This window comes from Clostridium cavendishii DSM 21758, from assembly GCF_900141845.1.
GTDB lineage: Bacteria > Bacillota > Clostridia > Clostridiales > Clostridiaceae > Clostridium_AG > Clostridium_AG cavendishii.
Genome location: NZ_FQZB01000006.1, coordinates 178,566 through 198,833, shown reverse-complemented (window position 1 = coordinate 198,833; position 20,268 = coordinate 178,566). Strand labels below are relative to the sequence as shown.

Annotated in this window: 19 protein-coding genes; all 19 read left to right on the top strand. The window is 29.1% G+C overall.

The genetic code is table 11. From position 1 onward, the window contains the following. Window positions 1-321 precede the first annotated feature (321 nt). The 19 genes from BUB01_RS06690 (at window position 322) to BUB01_RS06605 (ending at window position 20,186) form a co-directional block, all read left to right on the top strand. The gene (locus tag BUB01_RS06690; RefSeq protein WP_072985928.1) at window positions 322-690 is read left to right on the top strand and encodes a hypothetical protein; all 369 of its coding nucleotides are present in this window, start codon (window positions 322-324) and stop codon (window positions 688-690) included. Window positions 691-822: 132 nt separating this feature from the next. Continuing rightward, window positions 823-1,785: a helix-turn-helix transcriptional regulator gene (locus BUB01_RS06685; RefSeq protein WP_072985927.1), complete on the top strand. Its 963-nt coding sequence runs from the start codon at window positions 823-825 to the stop codon at window positions 1,783-1,785. Window positions 1,786-1,882: 97 nt separating this feature from the next. After that, a complete protein-coding gene (locus BUB01_RS06680; RefSeq protein ID WP_072985926.1) occupies window positions 1,883-2,512 on the top strand; it encodes a type 1 glutamine amidotransferase family protein in 630 nt (209 codons plus the stop codon). A gap of 286 nt (window positions 2,513-2,798) precedes the next feature. Beyond that, the gene (locus BUB01_RS06675; protein WP_072985925.1) at window positions 2,799-5,015 is read left to right on the top strand and encodes a leucine-rich repeat protein; all 2,217 of its coding nucleotides are present in this window, start codon (window positions 2,799-2,801) and stop codon (window positions 5,013-5,015) included. A 357-nt stretch (window positions 5,016-5,372) separates the two neighbouring features. Next, window positions 5,373-6,200, top strand: a complete 828-nt coding sequence (locus tag BUB01_RS06670; protein ID WP_072985924.1) for a helix-turn-helix domain-containing protein — start codon at window positions 5,373-5,375, stop codon at window positions 6,198-6,200. An 87-nt stretch (window positions 6,201-6,287) separates the two neighbouring features. Beyond that, on the top strand, window positions 6,288-6,959 hold the full coding sequence (locus BUB01_RS06665) for a methyltransferase family protein (protein ID WP_072985923.1): 672 nt from the start codon (window positions 6,288-6,290) through the stop codon (window positions 6,957-6,959). A 295-nt stretch (window positions 6,960-7,254) separates the two neighbouring features. Continuing rightward, window positions 7,255-8,310, top strand: a complete 1,056-nt coding sequence (locus BUB01_RS06660) for a C45 family autoproteolytic acyltransferase/hydrolase (protein ID WP_072985922.1) — start codon at window positions 7,255-7,257, stop codon at window positions 8,308-8,310. A gap of 288 nt (window positions 8,311-8,598) precedes the next feature. Beyond that, the gene (locus BUB01_RS06655; RefSeq protein ID WP_072986040.1) at window positions 8,599-8,955 is read left to right on the top strand and encodes a hypothetical protein; all 357 of its coding nucleotides are present in this window, start codon (window positions 8,599-8,601) and stop codon (window positions 8,953-8,955) included. Window positions 8,956-9,074: 119 nt separating this feature from the next. Continuing rightward, the gene (locus BUB01_RS06650; protein ID WP_072985921.1) at window positions 9,075-10,196 is read left to right on the top strand and encodes a suppressor of fused domain protein; all 1,122 of its coding nucleotides are present in this window, start codon (window positions 9,075-9,077) and stop codon (window positions 10,194-10,196) included. A gap of 349 nt (window positions 10,197-10,545) precedes the next feature. After that, window positions 10,546-11,022: an MGMT family protein gene (locus BUB01_RS06645; RefSeq protein WP_072985920.1), complete on the top strand. Its 477-nt coding sequence runs from the start codon at window positions 10,546-10,548 to the stop codon at window positions 11,020-11,022. Window positions 11,023-11,121: 99 nt separating this feature from the next. Next, on the top strand, window positions 11,122-11,589 hold the full coding sequence (locus tag BUB01_RS06640) for a VOC family protein (RefSeq protein ID WP_072985919.1): 468 nt from the start codon (window positions 11,122-11,124) through the stop codon (window positions 11,587-11,589). 16 nt (window positions 11,590-11,605) lie between these two features. After that, the gene (locus BUB01_RS23120; protein WP_159433213.1) at window positions 11,606-11,755 is read left to right on the top strand and encodes a hypothetical protein; all 150 of its coding nucleotides are present in this window, start codon (window positions 11,606-11,608) and stop codon (window positions 11,753-11,755) included. Window positions 11,756-11,971: 216 nt separating this feature from the next. Beyond that, complete coding sequence (licT, locus tag BUB01_RS06635; RefSeq protein WP_072985918.1) at window positions 11,972-12,814, top strand: BglG family transcription antiterminator LicT; 843 nt, start codon at window positions 11,972-11,974, stop codon at window positions 12,812-12,814. Between the two features lie 123 nt (window positions 12,815-12,937). Continuing rightward, window positions 12,938-14,848: a beta-glucoside-specific PTS transporter subunit IIABC gene (locus BUB01_RS06630; RefSeq protein WP_072985917.1), complete on the top strand. Its 1,911-nt coding sequence runs from the start codon at window positions 12,938-12,940 to the stop codon at window positions 14,846-14,848. A 16-nt stretch (window positions 14,849-14,864) separates the two neighbouring features. Then, a complete protein-coding gene (locus BUB01_RS06625) occupies window positions 14,865-16,301 on the top strand; it encodes a 6-phospho-beta-glucosidase (RefSeq protein ID WP_072985916.1) in 1,437 nt (478 codons plus the stop codon). Between the two features lie 768 nt (window positions 16,302-17,069). Continuing rightward, window positions 17,070-18,332 carry a tetracycline efflux MFS transporter TetA(P) gene (tetA(P), locus tag BUB01_RS06620; RefSeq protein WP_072985915.1) on the top strand — a complete coding sequence of 421 codons (1,263 nt, stop codon included), beginning with the start codon at window positions 17,070-17,072 and terminating at the stop codon, window positions 18,330-18,332. A gap of 493 nt (window positions 18,333-18,825) precedes the next feature. Further along, complete coding sequence (locus BUB01_RS06615; protein ID WP_072985914.1) at window positions 18,826-19,089, top strand: CD3324 family protein; 264 nt, start codon at window positions 18,826-18,828, stop codon at window positions 19,087-19,089. A gap of 9 nt (window positions 19,090-19,098) precedes the next feature. Continuing rightward, complete coding sequence (locus BUB01_RS06610) at window positions 19,099-19,527, top strand: N-acetyltransferase (protein WP_072985913.1); 429 nt, start codon at window positions 19,099-19,101, stop codon at window positions 19,525-19,527. A gap of 206 nt (window positions 19,528-19,733) precedes the next feature. Continuing rightward, complete coding sequence (locus tag BUB01_RS06605) at window positions 19,734-20,186, top strand: GNAT family N-acetyltransferase (RefSeq protein WP_072985912.1); 453 nt, start codon at window positions 19,734-19,736, stop codon at window positions 20,184-20,186. Window positions 20,187-20,268 lie beyond the last annotated feature (82 nt).

The following is a 20,268-nucleotide window of genomic DNA, read 5'->3' as shown; positions in this document are numbered from 1 at the left end:
TAAGGAAGCATATAAGGACTTCATGTCAAAATTTGATTTGCTGCTTCAAAAGGAGTAGCTTGAATCTTAAAATGATAAAACCAAATATAAGAATGGAAGAACAATCTTAGTATACAATATTAACCAAAAATGTTATAGTAAACAGTAGATTTTGTATAAGATATAATTATATACAATAATTATTAATTGATTTGTGTAAATATAGATTAATTAGTGGTAAAACTCACTGCTAAATAGAAATTTGACAGTAAGTTATTTTCGGTTAGAGATAGTTGTATTATAATACAAGCTATATAAATTATGAATTTGAGGTGAAATGTTATGGATAAATATACAAAAGAAGAATTGGAAGAAGCGCTACGAGTTGTATCCTCAACTATCAGTAAGTGTGAAAAAATACAGCCCAAGTTTGCAGAGGGGACCTCTCAGCACACACTTCTTAAGAACAGGATAAAATCTATGTATATTTCAAAATCATTAATTACAGATGAAAATGTTACGGATAAATATACAAAAGAAGAATTGATAGAAGCATTACGCCCTGTATCTTCAATTATTAGCAAATGTGAAAAAGCACAGCTAAAATTTGTGGAAGGCACCTCTCATTACAATCGTTTTAAGAATATAATACAAGCCATGTATATTTCAAAATCACTAATAACAGATGAAATCAGTAAAAGAGATATTTGAAAATAACCAGTATAGATATATGATGGACTTGAATGAATTGTAGTAAACTGAAATAAATTTAAAAAATCAAGTGATAAGAGTGGAGATTATAATGAATAAATTCTAGATTATAGAATGGGGATGTGAAATTCTATGGCCAAAATTGATAATATGATGGCAATTATTTGGATGCTTAAATCAGGAGAGAGAATTACTGCAAAGCAAATATCTGAAAAGTTAGAGATTAATATAAGAACTGTTTATCGTTATATTGATACACTTTCAGCTAGTGGAGTACCAATTATAGCAGATGCAGGTCATAATGGTGGATACACTTTGCTTAATAATTTTATTGAAGCACCTCTGTTTTTTGATGTTGAAGAGCAAATAGCACTACTTCAAGCTACTATTTTTGCAAAAGAGGCAGGATATTTTTTTGATGAGGCATTAGAAAGAGCAGCATCGAAGCTAAAAATGTATTCAAATGAAGAGCAGGAAATGATAGTCAAGCAGTATTTAGAAGGTGTTGAAGTAATAAGTTCAGTTGGGAAACCTAATATAGAGTCATTATTAAGAGAGCTAGAGGATAGCATAGTAAATGACTTGTCTATAGAAATTGAATATCATACAAAAAAGGAAGAACAATCAAAGGGTAGAACTATTGATCCATATGGACTAGTTTACTGGAGTAATAATTGGTATATAGTAGGTTTTTGCCATATGAGAAATGAAATCCGTAGTTTTAGAGTAGATCGAATTTATAATATAAATCAGACAAAGCTTAAGTTCAATAAATTACAAGATTTTTCAGCAAGTAAATTCTTTATGCAAAATCTGATGGGATCAGTAGAAGAGAAGAAAAAGTTTAGTTATTTAGTTATTGGTGGCAAAGCAAGTGCATTAGATAATTTATGTAGGCATTGGTTTTTAGGACATTATTTTAAAGAGCGAACTTTAAATCAAGTTACGTTTTTACTTGAAGATGAAATAATTTATAAATATGTACCGCAATTACTTTTACCATATGGCAAATCGATTCAGGTAATTGAACCTAGTAGTTTAAAGGGAAAAATTATTGAAGATTTGCTAGGATTAATTGAATATTATAAAGTTTAAAAACTTCACTGACTAAGACTGTCAGTGAAGTTTTTTTATAATAAGATATGAAATTAGTAAAGTTATTTTAAAAAATATATAAAAGGAGCGTATATTGATGAATACAAGAAAGGTTTATCTTTATGTTTTTGATACTATGGCAGACTGGGAGATAGGTTATTTAACTGCAGAATTAAATTCAGGAAGATATTTTAAAAAGGGGATACCACCTGTACAAGTAATTACGGTAGGAAATAATAAAAATTTTATCACCACAATGGGAGGACTAAAAGTATTACCGGAAATCTCTATTGATGAATGTAACCTTAAAGATGAGGATGTTTTAGTTCTACCAGGTGGATTTACATGGACAGAATCAATCCATGATAATATGCTTGAAAAAGTTAAAGTAGCCTTAATGCAAGGAAATCTAGTTGCAGCTATCTGTGGAGCAACATTAGGACTTGCAAAGAGAGGAATATTAAATTCTAGAAGCCATACAAGCAACGATTTAGAATATCTTAAAATGGTAGTACCTAATTATATTGGAGAAAAATATTATAGATTTGAATCAGTAGTTACAGATGAAAACTTAATTACTTCATCTGGACTAGCACCATTAGAATTTACTATGCAAGTATTGAGATTGTTAGATGTATTTAAAGAAGAAACATTACAGGCTTGGTTTAATGTTTATAAAACTCAAGACCCTAAATATTTCTTTGAATTAATGAATTCGATGAAATAAAGAATAGATATATTTTAAAACTAACTTAAAGGTGTAAATAACAATGAAAATTTTGGTAGGTAATCATTTTGGATGAAAAACTAGTATTTTAAATATAGAAGGAAAAGTGATGATGAAATAATTATTAAGTTAAGAGTTTAATTTGAAATGAAATTTTATTTGGAATAATTTTTATCTATTGGTAAGAGAAAATTTTCAAATAGTAAATAGAAAATACGATAATAGTAATAATTTTATTTATAAGTAAAAGAATAAAAATTTATTATTTTGTGGTGGGAGGAGAGATATGAAAAACAAAAGATTAAGGATGCTATCAGTAATTCTTGTTTTTATAAGCTTATTTTTAAGCTTTAATGTCATGCCTGCACTTGCAACGACAACAGGTACAGATGCAAAGGGTTTTACTTGGCAGTCTGATGATGGAATAACATATTCCATAACAGGTTACAATGGTAGTGATACAAATATTACCATACCTAGCTCAATAGATGGGCATACTGTCACGAGTATAGCAAATAATGCTTTTAAAAATAAGGCATTAACTAATGTAATTATACCAGATACTGTTACAAGTATAGGTGGTTTTGCATTTTATTATTGTTCGTCTCTTGTAAACATATCAATACCAAATAGTGTTACAAGTATAGGGGATAGTGCTTTTGCATATTGTACATCGCTTCCAAGCATAACACTTCCAACGAATCTTAGTAATATAGGAAATTGTACTTTTCAAGATTGCAAAGCATTCACAGGAATAACAATTCCTGATAGTGTAAAAAGTATTGGAATTTATGCATTTTTGGAGTGTAATTCTCTTGCAAGTATAACAATTCCAAGTGGTGTAACAAGCATCGGTGAAGGTGCATTTAAGGATTGTAAATCTCTTAAGTCTGTAATAATGCCTGATAGTGTAACAAGTGTAGGGAATTATTTGTTTTATAATTGTCAACTTTTATCAATTGTAAGATTGTCAAATAATCTTACTGATACAGGTACTTTTATATTTTACAATTGTTTTGCTCTTACAGGGGTTACACTTCCAAGTAATCTTAAAAATATTGGTAACAGTTCATTTGAAAATTGCACAGCTCTTACTAATATAACAATCCCAAATGGTGTAGTTAGAATTGGATATCGTGCCTTTATTATGTGCAAGGTTCTCCAAAATATAACAATCCCAAACACTGTTAAAACCATAGATTTTAATGCATTTGCTCATTGTTATTCTTTTACAAATATAACAATTCCAGATAGTGTTACTAGTATTGGTGATTATGCATTTTATTATTGTACATCCTTAACAGGAGTAACAATTCCTCAAAGTGTTACTAGTATTGGTTTTTTAACATTTAATAGTTGTAATTCAGATTTTAAGATAAAGGGAATACCAAGTTCTTATGCACAAGGTTATGCAGTTAGTAATTCTATACCATTTCAAGAATTGTATATAACGAAAAATACAGTAGCATTTAACAGCCAAGGTGGAAGTATTGTAGGAAATTTACAAGTTGATAATAATAATTTAATAACAGCACCAACATCACCTACAAAGACAGGTTATACTTTTGGAGGATGGTATAAGGAATTAGCTTGTATAACACCATGGAATTTTACAACTGATAAAGTTACAAATAATATGACTTTATTTGCAAAATGGATTACTAATCCAGCTATACCTACAAATATAAAGGCAATATCTACAGGATATGATGCTATTAGTACAAGCTGGAATCAAGTAACATTAGCAAGTGGATATGAGATTTGGAGATCAACATCTAGTACAGGAACTTATAATTTAATATCAAAAACAACATCAACAAATTATAGTGATACAGGGTTAGTTGTAGGAACTTCTTATTACTATAAGGTAAGAGCGTATACTATGGTTGGAAATGTTAAAGCATACAGTAACTTTACATCTATAGTAGGTGCAAAACCAATATTAGGAGTACCTAAAGTAGTTCCGGCAGTGTCATCATCATATAATAGTATTAATACAAGTTGGGGATTAGTACCAGGAGCAAGTGGATATGAAATTTGGAGATCAACATCAGATACAGGAATATATTCATTAGTAGGTACAGTGACAGGAACTGTATTAAGTTATAATAATGTAGGATTGGTAACAGGAACAACTTACTATTATAAAATAAGAGCATATAGATTAGTTGGACAAACAAAAATATATGGAAATTATGCAACTATAGTAAGTGCAAAGGTAGTCCCATTAATACCAGCAAATTGTAAAGCAGTAAGGACAAATTCAACTAGTATAACTACTTCATGGAATCCAGTAGTAGGAGCAACTGCATATGATGTATACAGAGCTACTTCAAGTAATGGAGTGTATAGTTTAGTGAAAGTTACAACATCTTTAAGCTTTGTAAATACGGGATTAATAAAGGGTAACACTTATTATTACAAAGTGAAAGCATATAGAGTAGTTGGCCAAACAAAAGTATGTAGTGACTTTACAAATGTAGTTTATGCTAAAACATACTAGATGAACTGAATAGCAGTAAATTAAGGAATTAGTGTTTTGGATAAGCTATAGAGAAAAGACTAGCTAAAAAAGGAAAAGATAAAATATATAAATATAAGTGTATTGATGTAGAAGGGTTATCATTTGATGATATAATCCTTCTCATTTTTTTTATATTTGTATATCTATCTAATATTATATAACCTTATATAAAAGTTAATAATATAAATATATTAGTGTGTTTTATCTCAAAAAATTATAACCATTAAAATTATATTAAAAAGAAAACAAATCATAAAATGATAAAAATTACTGATAAAATTTATTTTGACTCAACCCTTAGGGTTGGGTTTAAAATAAATTCATGGAGGTTATATAATGAATAATAAAATTTTAATAAGTGATTTTGTTAAATTAACGGGAAGTACATTAAAAACTGTTCTATATTATCATAAAATTGGTTTATTGAAAGAGCCTAAAAGATCTACAAGTGGTTATCGTTTATATGGTGCAGAAGAACTTGAACGTATGAGAGTCATAAAGCATTTAAAACATTTAGGACTAGATTTGAAGCAAATAAAAGAAATATTAGGAGATACACAAAATAGTAGAAGTATTGTTGAAGTGCTTAAATCATTACAATCTGAACTTCTAATTGAAAAAAGAAATATAGAGGAGCAGTTATCTAAGATAGAAACATTATTAAATCAAGAAGTTGAAGAGCTTAAAGAAACATCCTTTGCGTCTGAATCGTTTAAAGTAATTACAGAAACATTAAATACAAATCAAGTTAAAGAGTATAGAGAATCCTCTCCAGAACTATATAATCAGCAACGAAATGTTTTTGGTGTTATGGATGATTTTAAGTGGGAAAAAGATTATAAAGAAAATTTTAAAAAGATAGCAGAACATTTCAAAGAGCACCCAGAACAATATAAAATAGCGTTAGAGTTTGGCAAACGTCTTTCTAAATTAAAAGAAATGTCTGAAGATGATGAAGAAGTTGAAGCTTTAGCAAGAGAAGGTGCAGAATTTATAAAAAAGGAACCTCTTCTAAAAGAAATGTTATATGGTAAGAGTGGATTTGGAGAGACTAATGAGAATTTATTTAATGAAATGTCAAATAGATTTCTTTCACCTGCTCAAATAAAACATAAGAAGCTTATACAAAAATATCTTAATTATGAACCAGAAAATAATAAATAAAAGAAACTCCTACTCACTAAATCCATAGGGGTAAGTTCGTACTAATCAAACTAAAATTTATATACTTATTTACAGGAGGTAATATCATTGGAGAATAATAATGTATCAAAAAAGAAAATATTCACAGTTCCGATTATACTTACTATTATTATGTGGATTATTTTATTTCTTCCAGCAGGCACAATGAAATTTTGGCAAGCATGGATTTTTTGGTTAGGGTTTTCTATAATAACTTTTTTTATTACAGGCTATTTCATAAAAAGGAATCCTGAATTTCTAGCTAGGAGAACAAATACCAAGCAAGCAAAAGAAAGTAAAAAAACCCCTTTATTTTTTAAGGCATATTATCTTGGATTTATCTTACCTGGTATAGATTTTAGATTTCATTGGTCAAATGAGCCATTATGGCTTGTAATATTATCAAATATTATTGCTTTTTTAGCATATATTTTTATATTCTATGTCTTCAAAGAAAATAGTTATGCATCCACTGTTATACAAGTAGAAAATGAGCAGAAAGTTATCTCATCTGGTCCATACAAAGTAGTTAGACATCCTATGTATTTAGGAATGATAATAATGATGTTATTTATGCCACTTGCACTTGGTTCCTATTTTTCTATAATACCTATGGCTCTAATCATGCCTATAATTGTTATTAGAATAAAAAATGAAGAAGAAACTCTTTTAAAAGAGCTTAATGGATATAAAGAGTATAGCTCAAAAATACGTTATCGTTTGATTCCTTTAATTTGGTAATGTTGAAAGTTGAAATGATAATATAATAAGTCTCCAAGTGATTTATATAAGTTATGAATCATTTGGGGGCTTTTTCATATTAAAAAGTGCTAAGTACATTGATATAAATAGTTTTAATTGATATTAAGATGATGAGATAACCTATTCTATAATAGAATATTTAATAATCACGTAAGAATATAGAAAAAGATTCTAGAATTTAAATTAGGAGAATATTTTTTGTTATACATTTTATGGTAGTAGTAGTAAACTATATACATAACTAAATTATATAAATATGGAAGGAGAGAATATAATGAAGAATATTAAAGAGTTTAAACTTATTGAGTGTCAGGGTACTCCATATGAAATTGGCACACAATGGGGTGAGGGCTGTAAAGAGAGTATCCTAAAAGTTTCAGAAAACATTAGTAATTTTATGGAGTTTTACTACAAAGCTTCACAGGAAGAGATTGTCACAAGTGCTATGAAGTTTTTTCCTGCGGTTCAAAAGTTTGATCCTTATCTAGTTGAAATAATGAGGGGGCAGGCTGATGCTACTGGGCTTAGTTTTGAAGAAATATTTACTCAGAAGTGCTTTAATGAGCTTACCTTTGCTTATAATAATATTTCAGGGCTATGTACTTCATTTGCAGCAACAGGAAAGGCAACACAAGATGGAAAAACAATCTTAGGACAAAATATAGATTTTCTTCCCGAAGCACCAATAGATTTATTAAAAATTCATCATGAAAATGGTATTAAGCAATTTATATTAAGTTTTTCAAATTCTAGTGAATTCATATTTTCATCTGCCGGAATGGGTATGTGTGCAAATGCTACTATAGGCAAAAATTACTCATTTAATATTCCAGTAGGCTGTTACCTTCCAAAAGTAATGAGAGAGAGAAACATCAATGATGCCATGGAGATACTTAAACAAGTTGCCCGTGGTCTTGGCTACTATCATTTAGCTGATATAAATGGACATATGCTTGGGATTGAGAGTATTCATAATGATTTTGAACTTATGTATCCAGAAAGGGATATGATGGTGCACTCAAATCATTATATTACAGAACGTTTCAAGGAAGAGGATACTGCACCAGAATTACAGCCAGACAGTTACCATCGTTTAGATACGATTAGCAAATTAATGGATCAGAATTATGGACACATAAATATTGAAATAGTTAAGAAAATCCTAGAAAATCACGAGAAAAATCCAAAATCCATATGCCGTCACGTTGATCCTAAGGATCAAGTATCATCAGTCACATTAGCATCATTTATAATGATACCAGAGGATGGAGCTATATATATAGCTGCTGGTAATCCATGTGAATGTGAATATGTAAGGTATGAGTTTTAGAGAATAGCGGCAGGAAAATGTACAAGCACCATAGCTATCATCTACGGAATTTTTAGTTTTTTACTTGGTTATTATATTGTAATTATTTAGATTTAATTAGTATATTATTTTTGGCATCTACTTTGGTAGTTTGTACATTAATGGTTATTAAAAGCAAAAAATAGTTATTAAAATGAAAACAAACAATTTCTGTAGATGGTATTAGAAAATTTATTAAAGTTATAGACTTTTGATAAAAGTAGAATTTATTTATAGGAATACAAATAAGGGGGAAGAGTCTTGGAAGATATGGATTTTAACGAAATAAGGGCGTTTGAATTAATTCAGAAATATGGTTTACAACCACAAAAAATAGATAGGGATGACATTAGAAGATTACTACTAGAAGAAATTCAGAATTACCAAGAGGGAAGTAGTGAATATATAAGAGTATTATGTGGCATGTTATTTTGCATAGGAGATAGTGAAGATAGCAATTTAATAAAGGATGCTAAATATGGTATCAATATGGATGTAGGATGTATGGTTGATGTTGAATGGATACATAGTTTAAATGGAGAGATAAATGAGTATACAAGGGATAGAGAAGATATAATAAAAAGTTTTGTGGAGTATTATACAAATTACTTTAGTGAGTATATTTAAAAGTAGTACAAAAATAGAATAAAGAACTAGTTTATATTAGAAGGTGTATATGAGGTTTATTTTAGAATATAAAGATTACAAACAAAAGAATAATTTTTAGTGATATAAGGAGGAGTAAAATGGGTATTAAGGACTTATTTAGCAAGGAGAAAGTAGAACCTAAGGTTTTAATAGAATCAAATTCTCCCAATTGTAATATACAAGCTATTGTTGAAGAGGATAATAGATGTGTGTATTTTTATTTATTTGGACAATCTGATTCCAATGATAGGTTTATGAATCCTTGTTGGGTTAGAAACTATGAAAAGGCTCCAAAAGAAGTGGATGTTCAGGCTATGCAAAATGGCTATGCTCCTATGCTCCCAAGTGATTATTGTGCACATCCAAATGGAGCAGAAAAATTAGATGCATCTAAACTTGAGATAGTGTGGTTTGAAGAGGGAGATGGAGCTGCTTTATTGTATAATAATGAGATATTAAGTGTTATTCCAGGGTGGGCAGGACCGCAATTTTCAGGATATTCAAGAGATTGCGTTGAAGAATCACAATTTGCTTGGCCCCTTGGAAATTCTTCAGAAAATGTGTTATATGAGAGAGTTCGCAAGGCGAAAGAGTTTTGGGATAATTGGAATGATGAATCGTGGGGAGAAATTCAAACAGAGTACCTTGCCACTATAGAAAAAAGTATTGGAAAATATGAAAAGTATTATGCTATTGATGGAGGACATTGGCCACCAAAAGCTATGGTAACAATTGAAAAAGATGATCTAACATATATAATTACAATGGGTGTATCAGTAATACCACAACCTAAGGTTGAAATGTACTTTGAGGAACCAAAATATCATAGGCGCTTTGAACTTGGATTTGTTATAGAAACTGAACTTTTAAATAAAAATAGAAATGGTATTTTGAGTTATATAAGCGCACAAACAACGCTTCCTTGGACTTATCTAACTTGGTTAGGACATGGTCATACTATTCCATGTAATCAAATATCATCTGATTTAGCTGAATTTCCTTATGTTCTTTTAGTAAACAATAAGGGTTTTGAGTATGTACCTGATATTAAATTGCCTTTATATAGAGAAGATGAGGTTAATATTTTATGGATGGTTCCTTTAACAATTGAGGAAAAGAAATATGCAGAAGATAAAGGAAGTGAATGTTTGATAGAAGAGCATTTGAAGGATTCAGAGGAACTATGGATTTTTAGAGGAAAGAGTAAGTTTAATATTTGATATTAAAAAACTCCTATTAGGATAGATATATTAGTTGATAGTGTGAAATTTTGTTTGGAGTAGATTAGTAGCAATGAATATAAATAAAGAATCGTATGTAATAAATGGTGCATTAAAATCTTCAAATGAGTTCTCACACATCTCCTAATTTATTTTAGCTCATCATGAAAGAGGGATATGCAAAAGGATTAAAGAGAGAAGAAATATAAAAAATGCTGGTATTCAATTTGATGTTAACTTAGTAAATATATTTATTAATAAAGTAATAAAGGAAAAGAAATTTTAAAGTTAATCGTCTCATTGCATGGGAAAATTATATATATTATGCTTTAGTTAGGAGGTGTTAAATATGGCAAATGAAGATAAAAAAGATTTTAATGCAATGTTAAATGATAGTAAGGATATGCCTAAGTTTCAAATTATTTCTGATGTTAAAAGTATTGAAAAATATGGTGGGAACAAAATGTATTTTGCTCCACCTATTGAGTATGATAAGGTAATGAAATTAGTACCATATGGCAAAGTGATTACGGTAGGAAGTATTAGAGAATATTTCGCAAAGTTAAGTGGTGCTGACTTTACCGAACCTATAACAGCAGGTATATTTACTTCTATAGTAGCGTGGGCAAGTTACCAAAGAAGTGACGATGAGACACCATATTGGAGAACATTAAAAGCAAATGGAGAATTGAATCCAAAGTATCCTGGTGGTGTGGAAGAACAGAAGAAAAAATTGGAATCAGAGGGGCATACAGTTATTAAAAAGGGAAGGAAGAATATTAAATATTACGTTCAAAACTATGAAAATGCTCTTTTTGAATTGTAGGGATATATTCTAATTTTTAGGGCATTGTAATGAAAATGATATTTGAATTTTTTGGAAAAAATTCATATTTAAGTTGGGTTAAAAATAAGGAGGATTACAATGAAATTTTTAAGTCCAATGATAATTGTTTCTAATATGGAAAAGTCAAAGCAATTTTACTATGAAGTACTTGGATTAGAGGTTGTCGTTGATTTTGGTGCAAATGTAACTTTAACAGGTGGAATTGCATTACAAACAAAAGATACTTGGTTAGCTTTTATTCAAAAGCAAGATAGTGAAATTTCTTTTGGTGGAAATGTAACAGAGTTATATTTTGAAGAGGATGATTTTGATAATTTTATTAAAAAGATAAATAATATTGAGGGTATTAACTATGTGCATACTATGGTAGAACATTCTTGGGGACAGCGTGTTATTCGTTTCTATGACCCTGATAAGCATATTATTGAAGTTGGAGAAAATATTATAATGGTTGTCAAACGATTCTTAAATAGTGGTCTATCAATTGAAGAAACTGCTATAAGAATGGATGTATCAGTTGATTATGTGAAATCTTGTTTGGAGTAGATTATGAGAATAGCATATGTACAAATTTCTTAAAAAGGAACAAAATAGTGTTTCATTAACAGTAAAATCTTTAATAGAAGAATTGCAAAAGAATACTGGTTTAGGTGCTAAACTCCTCTCTACGGATTTGGTAGTAAGGAGTTTTACTATAAAAGAGTTTACTTAATGACTTATTTTAGAAAAACATAATGGTATAAGTTACCTTGACAATTAATATGAGAAAACCTTTGCAATTTAATTTTGTATATGATATCATAATAATATAAATAAATAGTAGATAGGATAGTAATTGTTTGAGCAAGCTAAACCTACGTAATATTAATCATAGTACAGGGGTACTATAATTAATAGTGCGTAGGTTTTTTTACATAGGAGGTGTTTTATGATAATTCACAAAATACTAAATAACAATGTTGTTGTAATATTAGATGAAAATAAAGAGGAGCAAGTTGTCATGGGAAGAGGTCTTGCATTCAAAAAGCGTGTTGGAGATGAAATAGATGAGGGGATTGTAGATAAGGTCTTTTCTTTATCCGATAAAAACATGACAAATAAGCTACAAGAATTATTAAAGGATATGCCTTTAGAGTATGTTGAATTAAGTGATGAAATTATTAAATATGCAAAGCTTAAATTAGAAAAAAGGTTAAGTGATAATTTGATTATTTCATTAAGTGATCATATACAGACTGCAGTAGAGAGACATCTAGAAGGTATCAACATGAAGAATGTTCTATTATGGGACATAAAAAGATTTTATAAAGATGAGTTTGCAGTTGGGTTAGAAGGACTAAAAATAATTTCAGACAAATTAAAGGTTGATTTGCCAGAAGATGAGGCTGGATTTATAGCTATCCATATTGCAAATAGTTTAATGGATGAAACTATAACAAATATGTATGACATAACAAAGGTTATTCAAGAGATACTAAACATTGTTAAGTATACTTTAAACATTACTTTTGATGAAGAGTCAGTATATTTTTATAGATTTGTAACTCATATAAAGTTCTTTGCACAAAGGCTTGTAACTGGCAAGACCTTTGATGAGGAAAGTGATGATAGTTTACTTAATATCATCAAGGAAAAATATCAAGAGTCATATAAATGTGTTAATAAAATTGGTGAGTTTATTTATAAAAAGTATAGCTATATAATTTCTGATGAAGAGAAATTATACTTAACTATTCACATTGCTAGAATTTTAAGTAAACAAACCAATTAATATAAATAAAAATACAAGAAGGAGGTATATTAAAGATAACTATTTAGTTTGGATGGTGACATTAGGTTGGCCAAACCTTCATATTTCATAATTACTAAAAATGAATTGATGGAGGTATTAATAATGGGAAAGTATGAACAATTAGCAAAAGAGATCGTTAAAAATGTTGGAGGAAAGGAAAATATTCAAAGCTTAACTCACTGCGTAACTAGATTGCGTTTTCAATTGGAAGATCAATCAAAGGCGAAAGATGATATCTTAAAAAGCATGGATGGTGTTGTTACAGTATTAAAATCAGCAGGACAATATCAGGTTGTTATTGGAAATCACGTAGCTAAGGTTTATGAAGATGTTTGTGAGATTGCAGGTATTTCTTCAGAAAGTGCAAGTAAGAATAGTGAAAATAAGAGTAATAAGCCACTAGATAAAATTATAGATGTTATTTCAGGAATTTTTCAACCAATTCTTGGAGTTTTAACAGCAGCAGGAATGATAAAAGGATTTTTAGCTCTATTTAGTGCATTAGGCTGGGTCAGCGCTGAGAGTGGAACTTATATGATTTTAAATGCCATTGGTGATGGAATTTTCATGTATTTACCTGTTATATTAGGTTATACATCTGCAAAGAAATTTGGCTTAAAGCCTTTTGTTGGATTATTAATAGGAATAGTATTGTGCTATCCAGCTATTCAACAAGGCACATTATCGGTAGCACTTAAACCTTTATATACATTATTTGAAGGCACAAATTTTGCTTCACCAGTATATTTAGAGTTTTTAGGATTACCTATTATTTCTATGAATTATACATCAACAGTAATACCTGTAATTTTAATATGTTTTGTTGCAAGTAAATTTGAAAAATTATTTGATAAACTTGTACCAGAGTTAGTTAAGTTTTTCTTTGTTCCAATGTTAACATTATTATTCTCATTAGTATTAGGATTTATTGTTATAGGACCAGTAGCTACTTATGCATCTACAATAGTAACTAATGGCATAATAGCTGTACGTGGTTTCTCACCATTAATAGCAGGAGCTATAGTAGGTCTTACATGGCAAATACTAGTTATCTTTGGTATACATTGGGGATTCCTTCCGGTTTATATAAACAATATATCAACTTTAGGTTATGACAATGTTATGATGCCGTTCTTTGGAACAACTTTTGCAACAACTGCTGTTGTTGTGGCAATAATGATTAAAACAAAGGACAAAAAATTAAAAAGATTATGTATTCCATCTGCTATTTCAGGAGTTTTCGGTGTTACAGAACCAGCTATCTACGGAATACTATTACCACTTAAAAAGCCTCTTATCATAAGCTGTATTGCTTCAGGTATAGCAGGTGCATACTATGGATATGCTGATTTAAAGGAATTTATAATTGGTGGTTTAGGAATATTTGAGTTTCCAGCAATGATAAACCCTGCAACTAAAAATATGGATAGTGTTATTGTAGGAGCAATTGGTGTAGTTATAGCTATGGTAATAGCATTTGTTTTAACATTAATATTCTATAAAGATAAAGAAGATGAAATAGAAAAAGTAGAAGATAAAAAAGAAGTAATAAAAGTAAACAAAGAAAAAGAAGCATTAAAAATGCCTATCGAGGGAGAAATTATTAAGCTAAGTGAAGTATCAGATGATGCATTTGCACAAGGAATAATCGGAAAAGGATTGGCTATTAAACCATCTAAAGGTTTAGTTAAATCACCTGTAAAAGGAATTGTCACAACTTTATTTCCAACTTATCATGCTATAGGAATAACTAGTGACATGGGAGTAGAAATCTTAATTCATGTTGGTATGGACACTGTTAACTTACAAGGTCAATATTTTAATCCTAAAATAAAACAAGGAGATAATATTAACATAGGTGATGAATTACTTGAGTTTGATATTAAAGCAATAGAGGAAGCAGGTTATTCAACTGTTACACCTGTAATAGTTACAAACCATGATCAATATTTTGATGTTATAGAAAGTGGATTAACTAAAGATAGCAAAGATTTACTTACGATTATATTTTAGAAGGTGGGGAAGTTAAATGAAGAATAATAGATTTCCAGAAAACTTTTTATGGGGTGGAGCTACTGCTGCCAATCAATGTGAAGGTGGATACAATGAAGGAGGCAGAGGTCTTGCAAATGTTGATGTAATTCCTTATGGAGAAGATCGTTTTTCTGTAATGAGTGGAGCTATAAAAATGTTAGAGTTTAATGATAAATATTATTATCCAGCAAAAGAAGGAATTGATATGTATCATAAATTTAAAGAGGATATTGCTTTATTTGCAGAAATGGGCTTTAAGGTTTATCGTATGAGCATAGGATGGAGCCGTATTTTCTCAAAAGGTGATGAAGATAAGCCAAATGAAGAAGGGCTAAAATTTTATGAAGATATATTTAAAGAATGTAAGAAATATGGCATAGAGCCATTAGTAACAATAACTCATTTTGATTGTCCAATACATTTAATAAAAGAATATGGTGGATGGAAAAATAGAAAGCTTATAGGTTTTTATGAAAATTTATGCAAGGTATTATTTACTCGTTATAAAGGGCTAGTAAAGCATTGGATAACCTTTAATGAAATTAATATGATCTTACATCTACCATTTATGGGAGCAGGGGTACTAGCAGAAGAAGGGGAAGACTTTGAAAAAGCTCAGTATCAAGCAATACACCATGAACTTGTGGCTAGTGCTATAGCAACTAAGATTGCCCATGAAATTGATCCAAACAACAAGGTTGGATGCATGATTGCAGCTGGAACTACCTATCCGAACACATGCAATCCAAATGATTTTTGGAAAGCTTATAAAAATGATAGAGAAGGGTATTTCTTTATAGATGTGCAAGCAAGAGGCTACTATCCTAATTACGCTTTAAAAGAAATGGAGCGCAAAGGAATAACTCCTAAGATGGAAGAGGGAGATAAAGAATTACTAAAAACACACACTGTTGATTTTATATCTTTATCTTACTACAATAGCCAATTAACAAGCGCAGATCCAGAAATAAGCAAGCTAACAGAAGGAAATGTATTCCCTACATTAAGAAATCCTTATTTAGAAGCAAGTGAATGGGGATGGCAGATAGACCCACTAGGCTTTAGAATCACATTAAATAATTTATATGATCGCTATCAAAAGCCATTATTTGTAGCAGAAAATGGACTAGGTGCACAAGATGTTATAGATGAAAACGGAAATATAAATGATGATTATCGTATAAGCTATTTAGACGAACACATAAAAGCTATGAGAGATGCCATCAATATAGATGGAGTAGAAGTTATTGGATACACAACTTGGGGATGTATAGATTTAATTAGTGCATCTACTGGAGAAATGAAAAAACGTTACGGATTTATCTATGTAGACAAAGATAATGAAGGAAAAGGCACTCTAAAAAGATACAAGAAAAAGTCTTTTTATTGGTACAAAAATGTTATAGAAACAAATGGAGAAAGTTTAGGTTAAAAAGTATATTTTTTTAAGATTCTTATGAAACTCCTTCCTGCGAATTTTTGTGGGAAGGAGTTTTATATTTAAAAAGTTTTATGATAATGAGTTGTTTAACCATCATAGAAGCCATTTGCATAACTACTAATGAAATTAACATAATTGTCAACCATTAAGCAATTTTATTATCTTCATTTAAATTTGAATGGATATAAAAATAAAAGTATTGAAAAAAAGTTAAATTTATATATAATGTAATTATACTAAAATATAAACATGAAAAATATAAATGTAAAGGTGTTGTAAATATGCAAAAAGAGGTAGTTTTAAATTAAACTAACTGAATAAGGATTATTTTAAAAAGTACGTTAGAGAATCTTGAGTTATTCAAGGTTTATTTATGGTAGAAGCAATTATTAAAAATATTGATATTACCATGTTTATTTGTGTACTTCAAAATAATCAGTATTATAATGAGCATGTTACATCTTTATTTGTATAATAGGAAAGCCGTGTTCTTAACACGGTATTTTTTTGCCTATTTTGCTTTACTTATAGATATGATATGAGAGCTTAATTTGAATAGTTTAATGACAAGCTATATAAATTAAAGTTCTATATTTCGTGTTTGTATTTAGGTTATATGATTATAAGGTTGTAAATGAATTATTATGTTCATTTATAGCCTTTTTTTACTTAAGGAGAGTATTATGATGATTTATATATTTGAAATTGAAAATTATGAGAAACAAAAAAATCTTTTAAGAAAATGGAGAGTGATGATTAATGGTTAATAAACTTTCAGCATATAAAATTTATTTATTATTTTCAGCAATTATAGCAATGTGTTTTTCGTTAGCAGCTACAGTTATGATAGTGTATCACATTGAAAAGGTTCATTTAAATCCACTTCAACTTATACTTGTTGGAACTACTTTAGAGGCAGCATGCTTTATATTTGAAATTCCTACAGGCATAGTTGCAGATGTATATAGCCGTAAACTATCTATTATTATTGGTGTAGTTTTAACAGGAGCAGGATTTATTTTAGAAGGTGCTATTTCTAGTTTCGTTTTCGTACTTGTAGCACAGATTGTATGGGGATTAGGTTCTACTTTTATCAGTGGGGCTGTTGAAGCTTGGATAGCGGAAGAAGAGAAAGCTAAAGATTTGGATGAAATTTATATAAAGGGAGCACAAATAGGGCAGATAGGGTCTGTTATTGGAATAGTACTAAGCACTTTAATAGCTAATTTTTCTGTAAGACTGCCTATTATAGTTAGTGGAGTTTTATTTATAATTTTTGCATTATTTTTAGTGTTATATATGCCAGAAAATAATTTTAAACCATCTGCGCCAGAGGATTTAAATACATTCAAAAAGATGGGATATACATTTAAATCTGGTCTTAAATTTATAAAAAGTAAATCTATAATTATGATTTTACTTTCTGTAACTTTATTTTATGGATTATCAAGTGAGGGTTACGATAGACTTTCTAATGCACATTTTTTGCAAGACACTACGCTTCCTAAACTTGGGAACCTTAAACCAGTGACTTGGTTCGGAATCTTTGGAATTGCAGGAATGATATTGAGTACTATAGTAATGCATTTTATGGCAAAGAGACTTAAGGATGATGATAAAAATCAAAATGGAAAGTTATTATTATGTATAAATATATTTTATATAGCATTTATGTTCATATTTGCTATTACAAAAAACTTTAGCTTAATGTTAACAGCTTATTTAGCCACAAATACCTTTAGAACTATAAATGAACCTATATTTAGTGCATGGCTTAATGGACATATAGATGATAAAGCCAGAGCTACTATACTTTCTATAAATGGACAAATAAATGCATTAGGTCAAATTTTAGGTGGACCCATTATAGGAGTCATAGCTACCAATATTTCAGTAAGTATTGGTATAGCATATACTTCGTTATTAGTAACACCAGTATTAGTGTTATATATTGTTTCTATGATAATGGATAAAAGGGTGATTGATAGAGTTGGAGATGGTAATTATGAGGATAGCAATTAATATAACAATCGTTGTACATGTGAATATTGGAAAAACAACTATAGCATTGAGAGAATAGATAAATTTAAAGGTTTTACATTTTCTATACGATGAACCATATCATAAATAAATGATGTTTTTAACCTTGGCTATTGATTTTCATTTAGCTAAGGTTATTTCTATAGGTTAAAGCTCCGTATAATTAAGTAATTCTATTAAAACTAAAAAATGTTAAGTTGAAAATGATTATAATTGTTTTAGACTAACTAAATTTGACCAAAGTAATATATAATATAGTCGTAGATTTATAAATTAGGAGGTGAATTGATGTTTGTAATATTTAGTTTCGTTTAAGTAAGCATACAAATTTTAATTTGGCTAATGCTAACATACTTATTCGAATTAATATGAGAAGGAGTTTCCTTAAATTGTAGTACTCTTTAAAAGAATAGCTATAAAAAGAAGTGACCTCATAAAGAGTTACTATAAATCTTGTTATGAGGAGAATTAAAATATGAAATATATAAATGCAGAAGAAGTATTACCTAAAGAGTTGGTATGCCAAATTCAACAATATGTACAAGGTAATTTAATATATATACCAAAGTATGATAATAGGGAAAAATGGGGAGAAAAGACTGGTGCAAAAAAAATTATCTTTGAAAGGAATAATCAAATAATTTCAATGTACCAAAATGGTTATAATATAAAATATATATCTAAAAAATATTATTTATCAGAACATACTATCAGAAAAATAATAAATAGTAGAAAATAAGGGGTTTTTATGTGTATAGTTAGAAAGTTAAAGAAAGAAGAAATAGATAAAGTCATGGAAATATGGAAGTTAAGTACAATTAAAGCGCATGATTTTATTGATAAGAAATATTGGGAGAATAATTATAATGTCGTAAAAAATGTGTATATACCTATGGCTGATACCTTTGTATATGATGATGGAAAAGATATTAGGGGATTTATAAGTATAATAAATAATGAATTTATAGGTGCAGTATTTATAGATATTGATTATCAAGGTTTGGGAATAGGTAGTACATTAATTGATTATGTAAGTGATAAATATAAAAAAATAGAATTAGCGGTTTATAAAGAAAATGAAAGGGCTGTTAAGTTTTATAAAAAGAAAGGTTTTAAAGTCATTAGAGAAGAGCAAAATGAAGATTCTGGATTTGATGAATATATAATGGGAAAATAGCAGAATCAGAATATGTTAAGGTAAAAATAATAGGAAATTCTAATGTCTTTTAAAAAGCTGAGTATCAATTTTATTAAGAGCATTTTTTAAAAGGTGAATAATATATTGTGAAAGCAGCTAGTAAAATCATAAAAGTTTTACTAGCTATTTTCGCATAAAAATATATTCTTAAAACTTGAAATAAAAAATTCATAGGGGTGATGGAGTTGAAAATACAATATAGGAAATTGACACAGGATGATTTACCTAAATTTATTAAAATGAGAATGGCTCAACTACAAGAAGAGGGGGCAGAACCAACTATAGACTTAGAACCAAATTTAAAAGAGTATTATATAAGACACTTAGCAGATGGTACATTTGTTTCTTGGCTTGCAGTAGATGGTGACAAGATAATAGGAACAAGTGGAATGTCATTTGTTCAAAAACCACCATATTATAGTAATCCAACTGGAAAGATTGGACTTTTATCTAGTATGTATATATTAATGGACTATAGAAGAAAAGGTATTGCAAAAGAACTATTAAACAAGGTAGTTAATGAAGCTAAAGAATATGGTTGTGGAACAGTTCAAATCACTGCATCTGATATGGGAGTTTTTCTTTACACAGATTTTGGGTTTAAGAAGAATAATAACTTTATGCAATACACTTTTTAAATTTTATTTGTGTCAATCAATAATATTAATTCAAAACGAGTATTAGGTTATGTTATAATTTTTTTAAGTTAGAAATGTGTAC

What these genes read in the sequence shown, in the direction of transcription:
- BUB01_RS06690 (WP_072985928.1), top strand. Translation starts at nt 322, where the DNA reads ATGGATAAATATACAAAAGAAGAATTGGAAGAAGCGCTACGAGTTGTA.
- BUB01_RS06685 (WP_072985927.1), top strand. Translation starts at nt 823, where the DNA reads ATGGCCAAAATTGATAATATGATGGCAATTATTTGGATGCTTAAATCA.
- BUB01_RS06680 (WP_072985926.1), top strand. Translation starts at nt 1,883, where the DNA reads ATGAATACAAGAAAGGTTTATCTTTATGTTTTTGATACTATGGCAGAC.
- BUB01_RS06675 (WP_072985925.1), top strand. Translation starts at nt 2,799, where the DNA reads ATGAAAAACAAAAGATTAAGGATGCTATCAGTAATTCTTGTTTTTATA.
- BUB01_RS06670 (WP_072985924.1), top strand. Translation starts at nt 5,373, where the DNA reads ATGAATAATAAAATTTTAATAAGTGATTTTGTTAAATTAACGGGAAGT.
- BUB01_RS06660 (WP_072985922.1), top strand. Translation starts at nt 7,255, where the DNA reads ATGAAGAATATTAAAGAGTTTAAACTTATTGAGTGTCAGGGTACTCCA.
- BUB01_RS06655 (WP_072986040.1), top strand. Translation starts at nt 8,599, where the DNA reads ATGGATTTTAACGAAATAAGGGCGTTTGAATTAATTCAGAAATATGGT.
- BUB01_RS06650 (WP_072985921.1), top strand. Translation starts at nt 9,075, where the DNA reads ATGGGTATTAAGGACTTATTTAGCAAGGAGAAAGTAGAACCTAAGGTT.
- BUB01_RS06645 (WP_072985920.1), top strand. Translation starts at nt 10,546, where the DNA reads ATGGCAAATGAAGATAAAAAAGATTTTAATGCAATGTTAAATGATAGT.
- BUB01_RS06640 (WP_072985919.1), top strand. Translation starts at nt 11,122, where the DNA reads ATGAAATTTTTAAGTCCAATGATAATTGTTTCTAATATGGAAAAGTCA.
- BUB01_RS23120 (WP_159433213.1), top strand. Translation starts at nt 11,606, where the DNA reads ATGTACAAATTTCTTAAAAAGGAACAAAATAGTGTTTCATTAACAGTA.
- licT (WP_072985918.1), top strand. Translation starts at nt 11,972, where the DNA reads ATGATAATTCACAAAATACTAAATAACAATGTTGTTGTAATATTAGAT.
- BUB01_RS06630 (WP_072985917.1), top strand. Translation starts at nt 12,938, where the DNA reads ATGGGAAAGTATGAACAATTAGCAAAAGAGATCGTTAAAAATGTTGGA.
- BUB01_RS06625 (WP_072985916.1), top strand. Translation starts at nt 14,865, where the DNA reads ATGAAGAATAATAGATTTCCAGAAAACTTTTTATGGGGTGGAGCTACT.
- BUB01_RS06615 (WP_072985914.1), top strand. Translation starts at nt 18,826, where the DNA reads ATGAAATATATAAATGCAGAAGAAGTATTACCTAAAGAGTTGGTATGC.
- BUB01_RS06610 (WP_072985913.1), top strand. Translation starts at nt 19,099, where the DNA reads ATGTGTATAGTTAGAAAGTTAAAGAAAGAAGAAATAGATAAAGTCATG.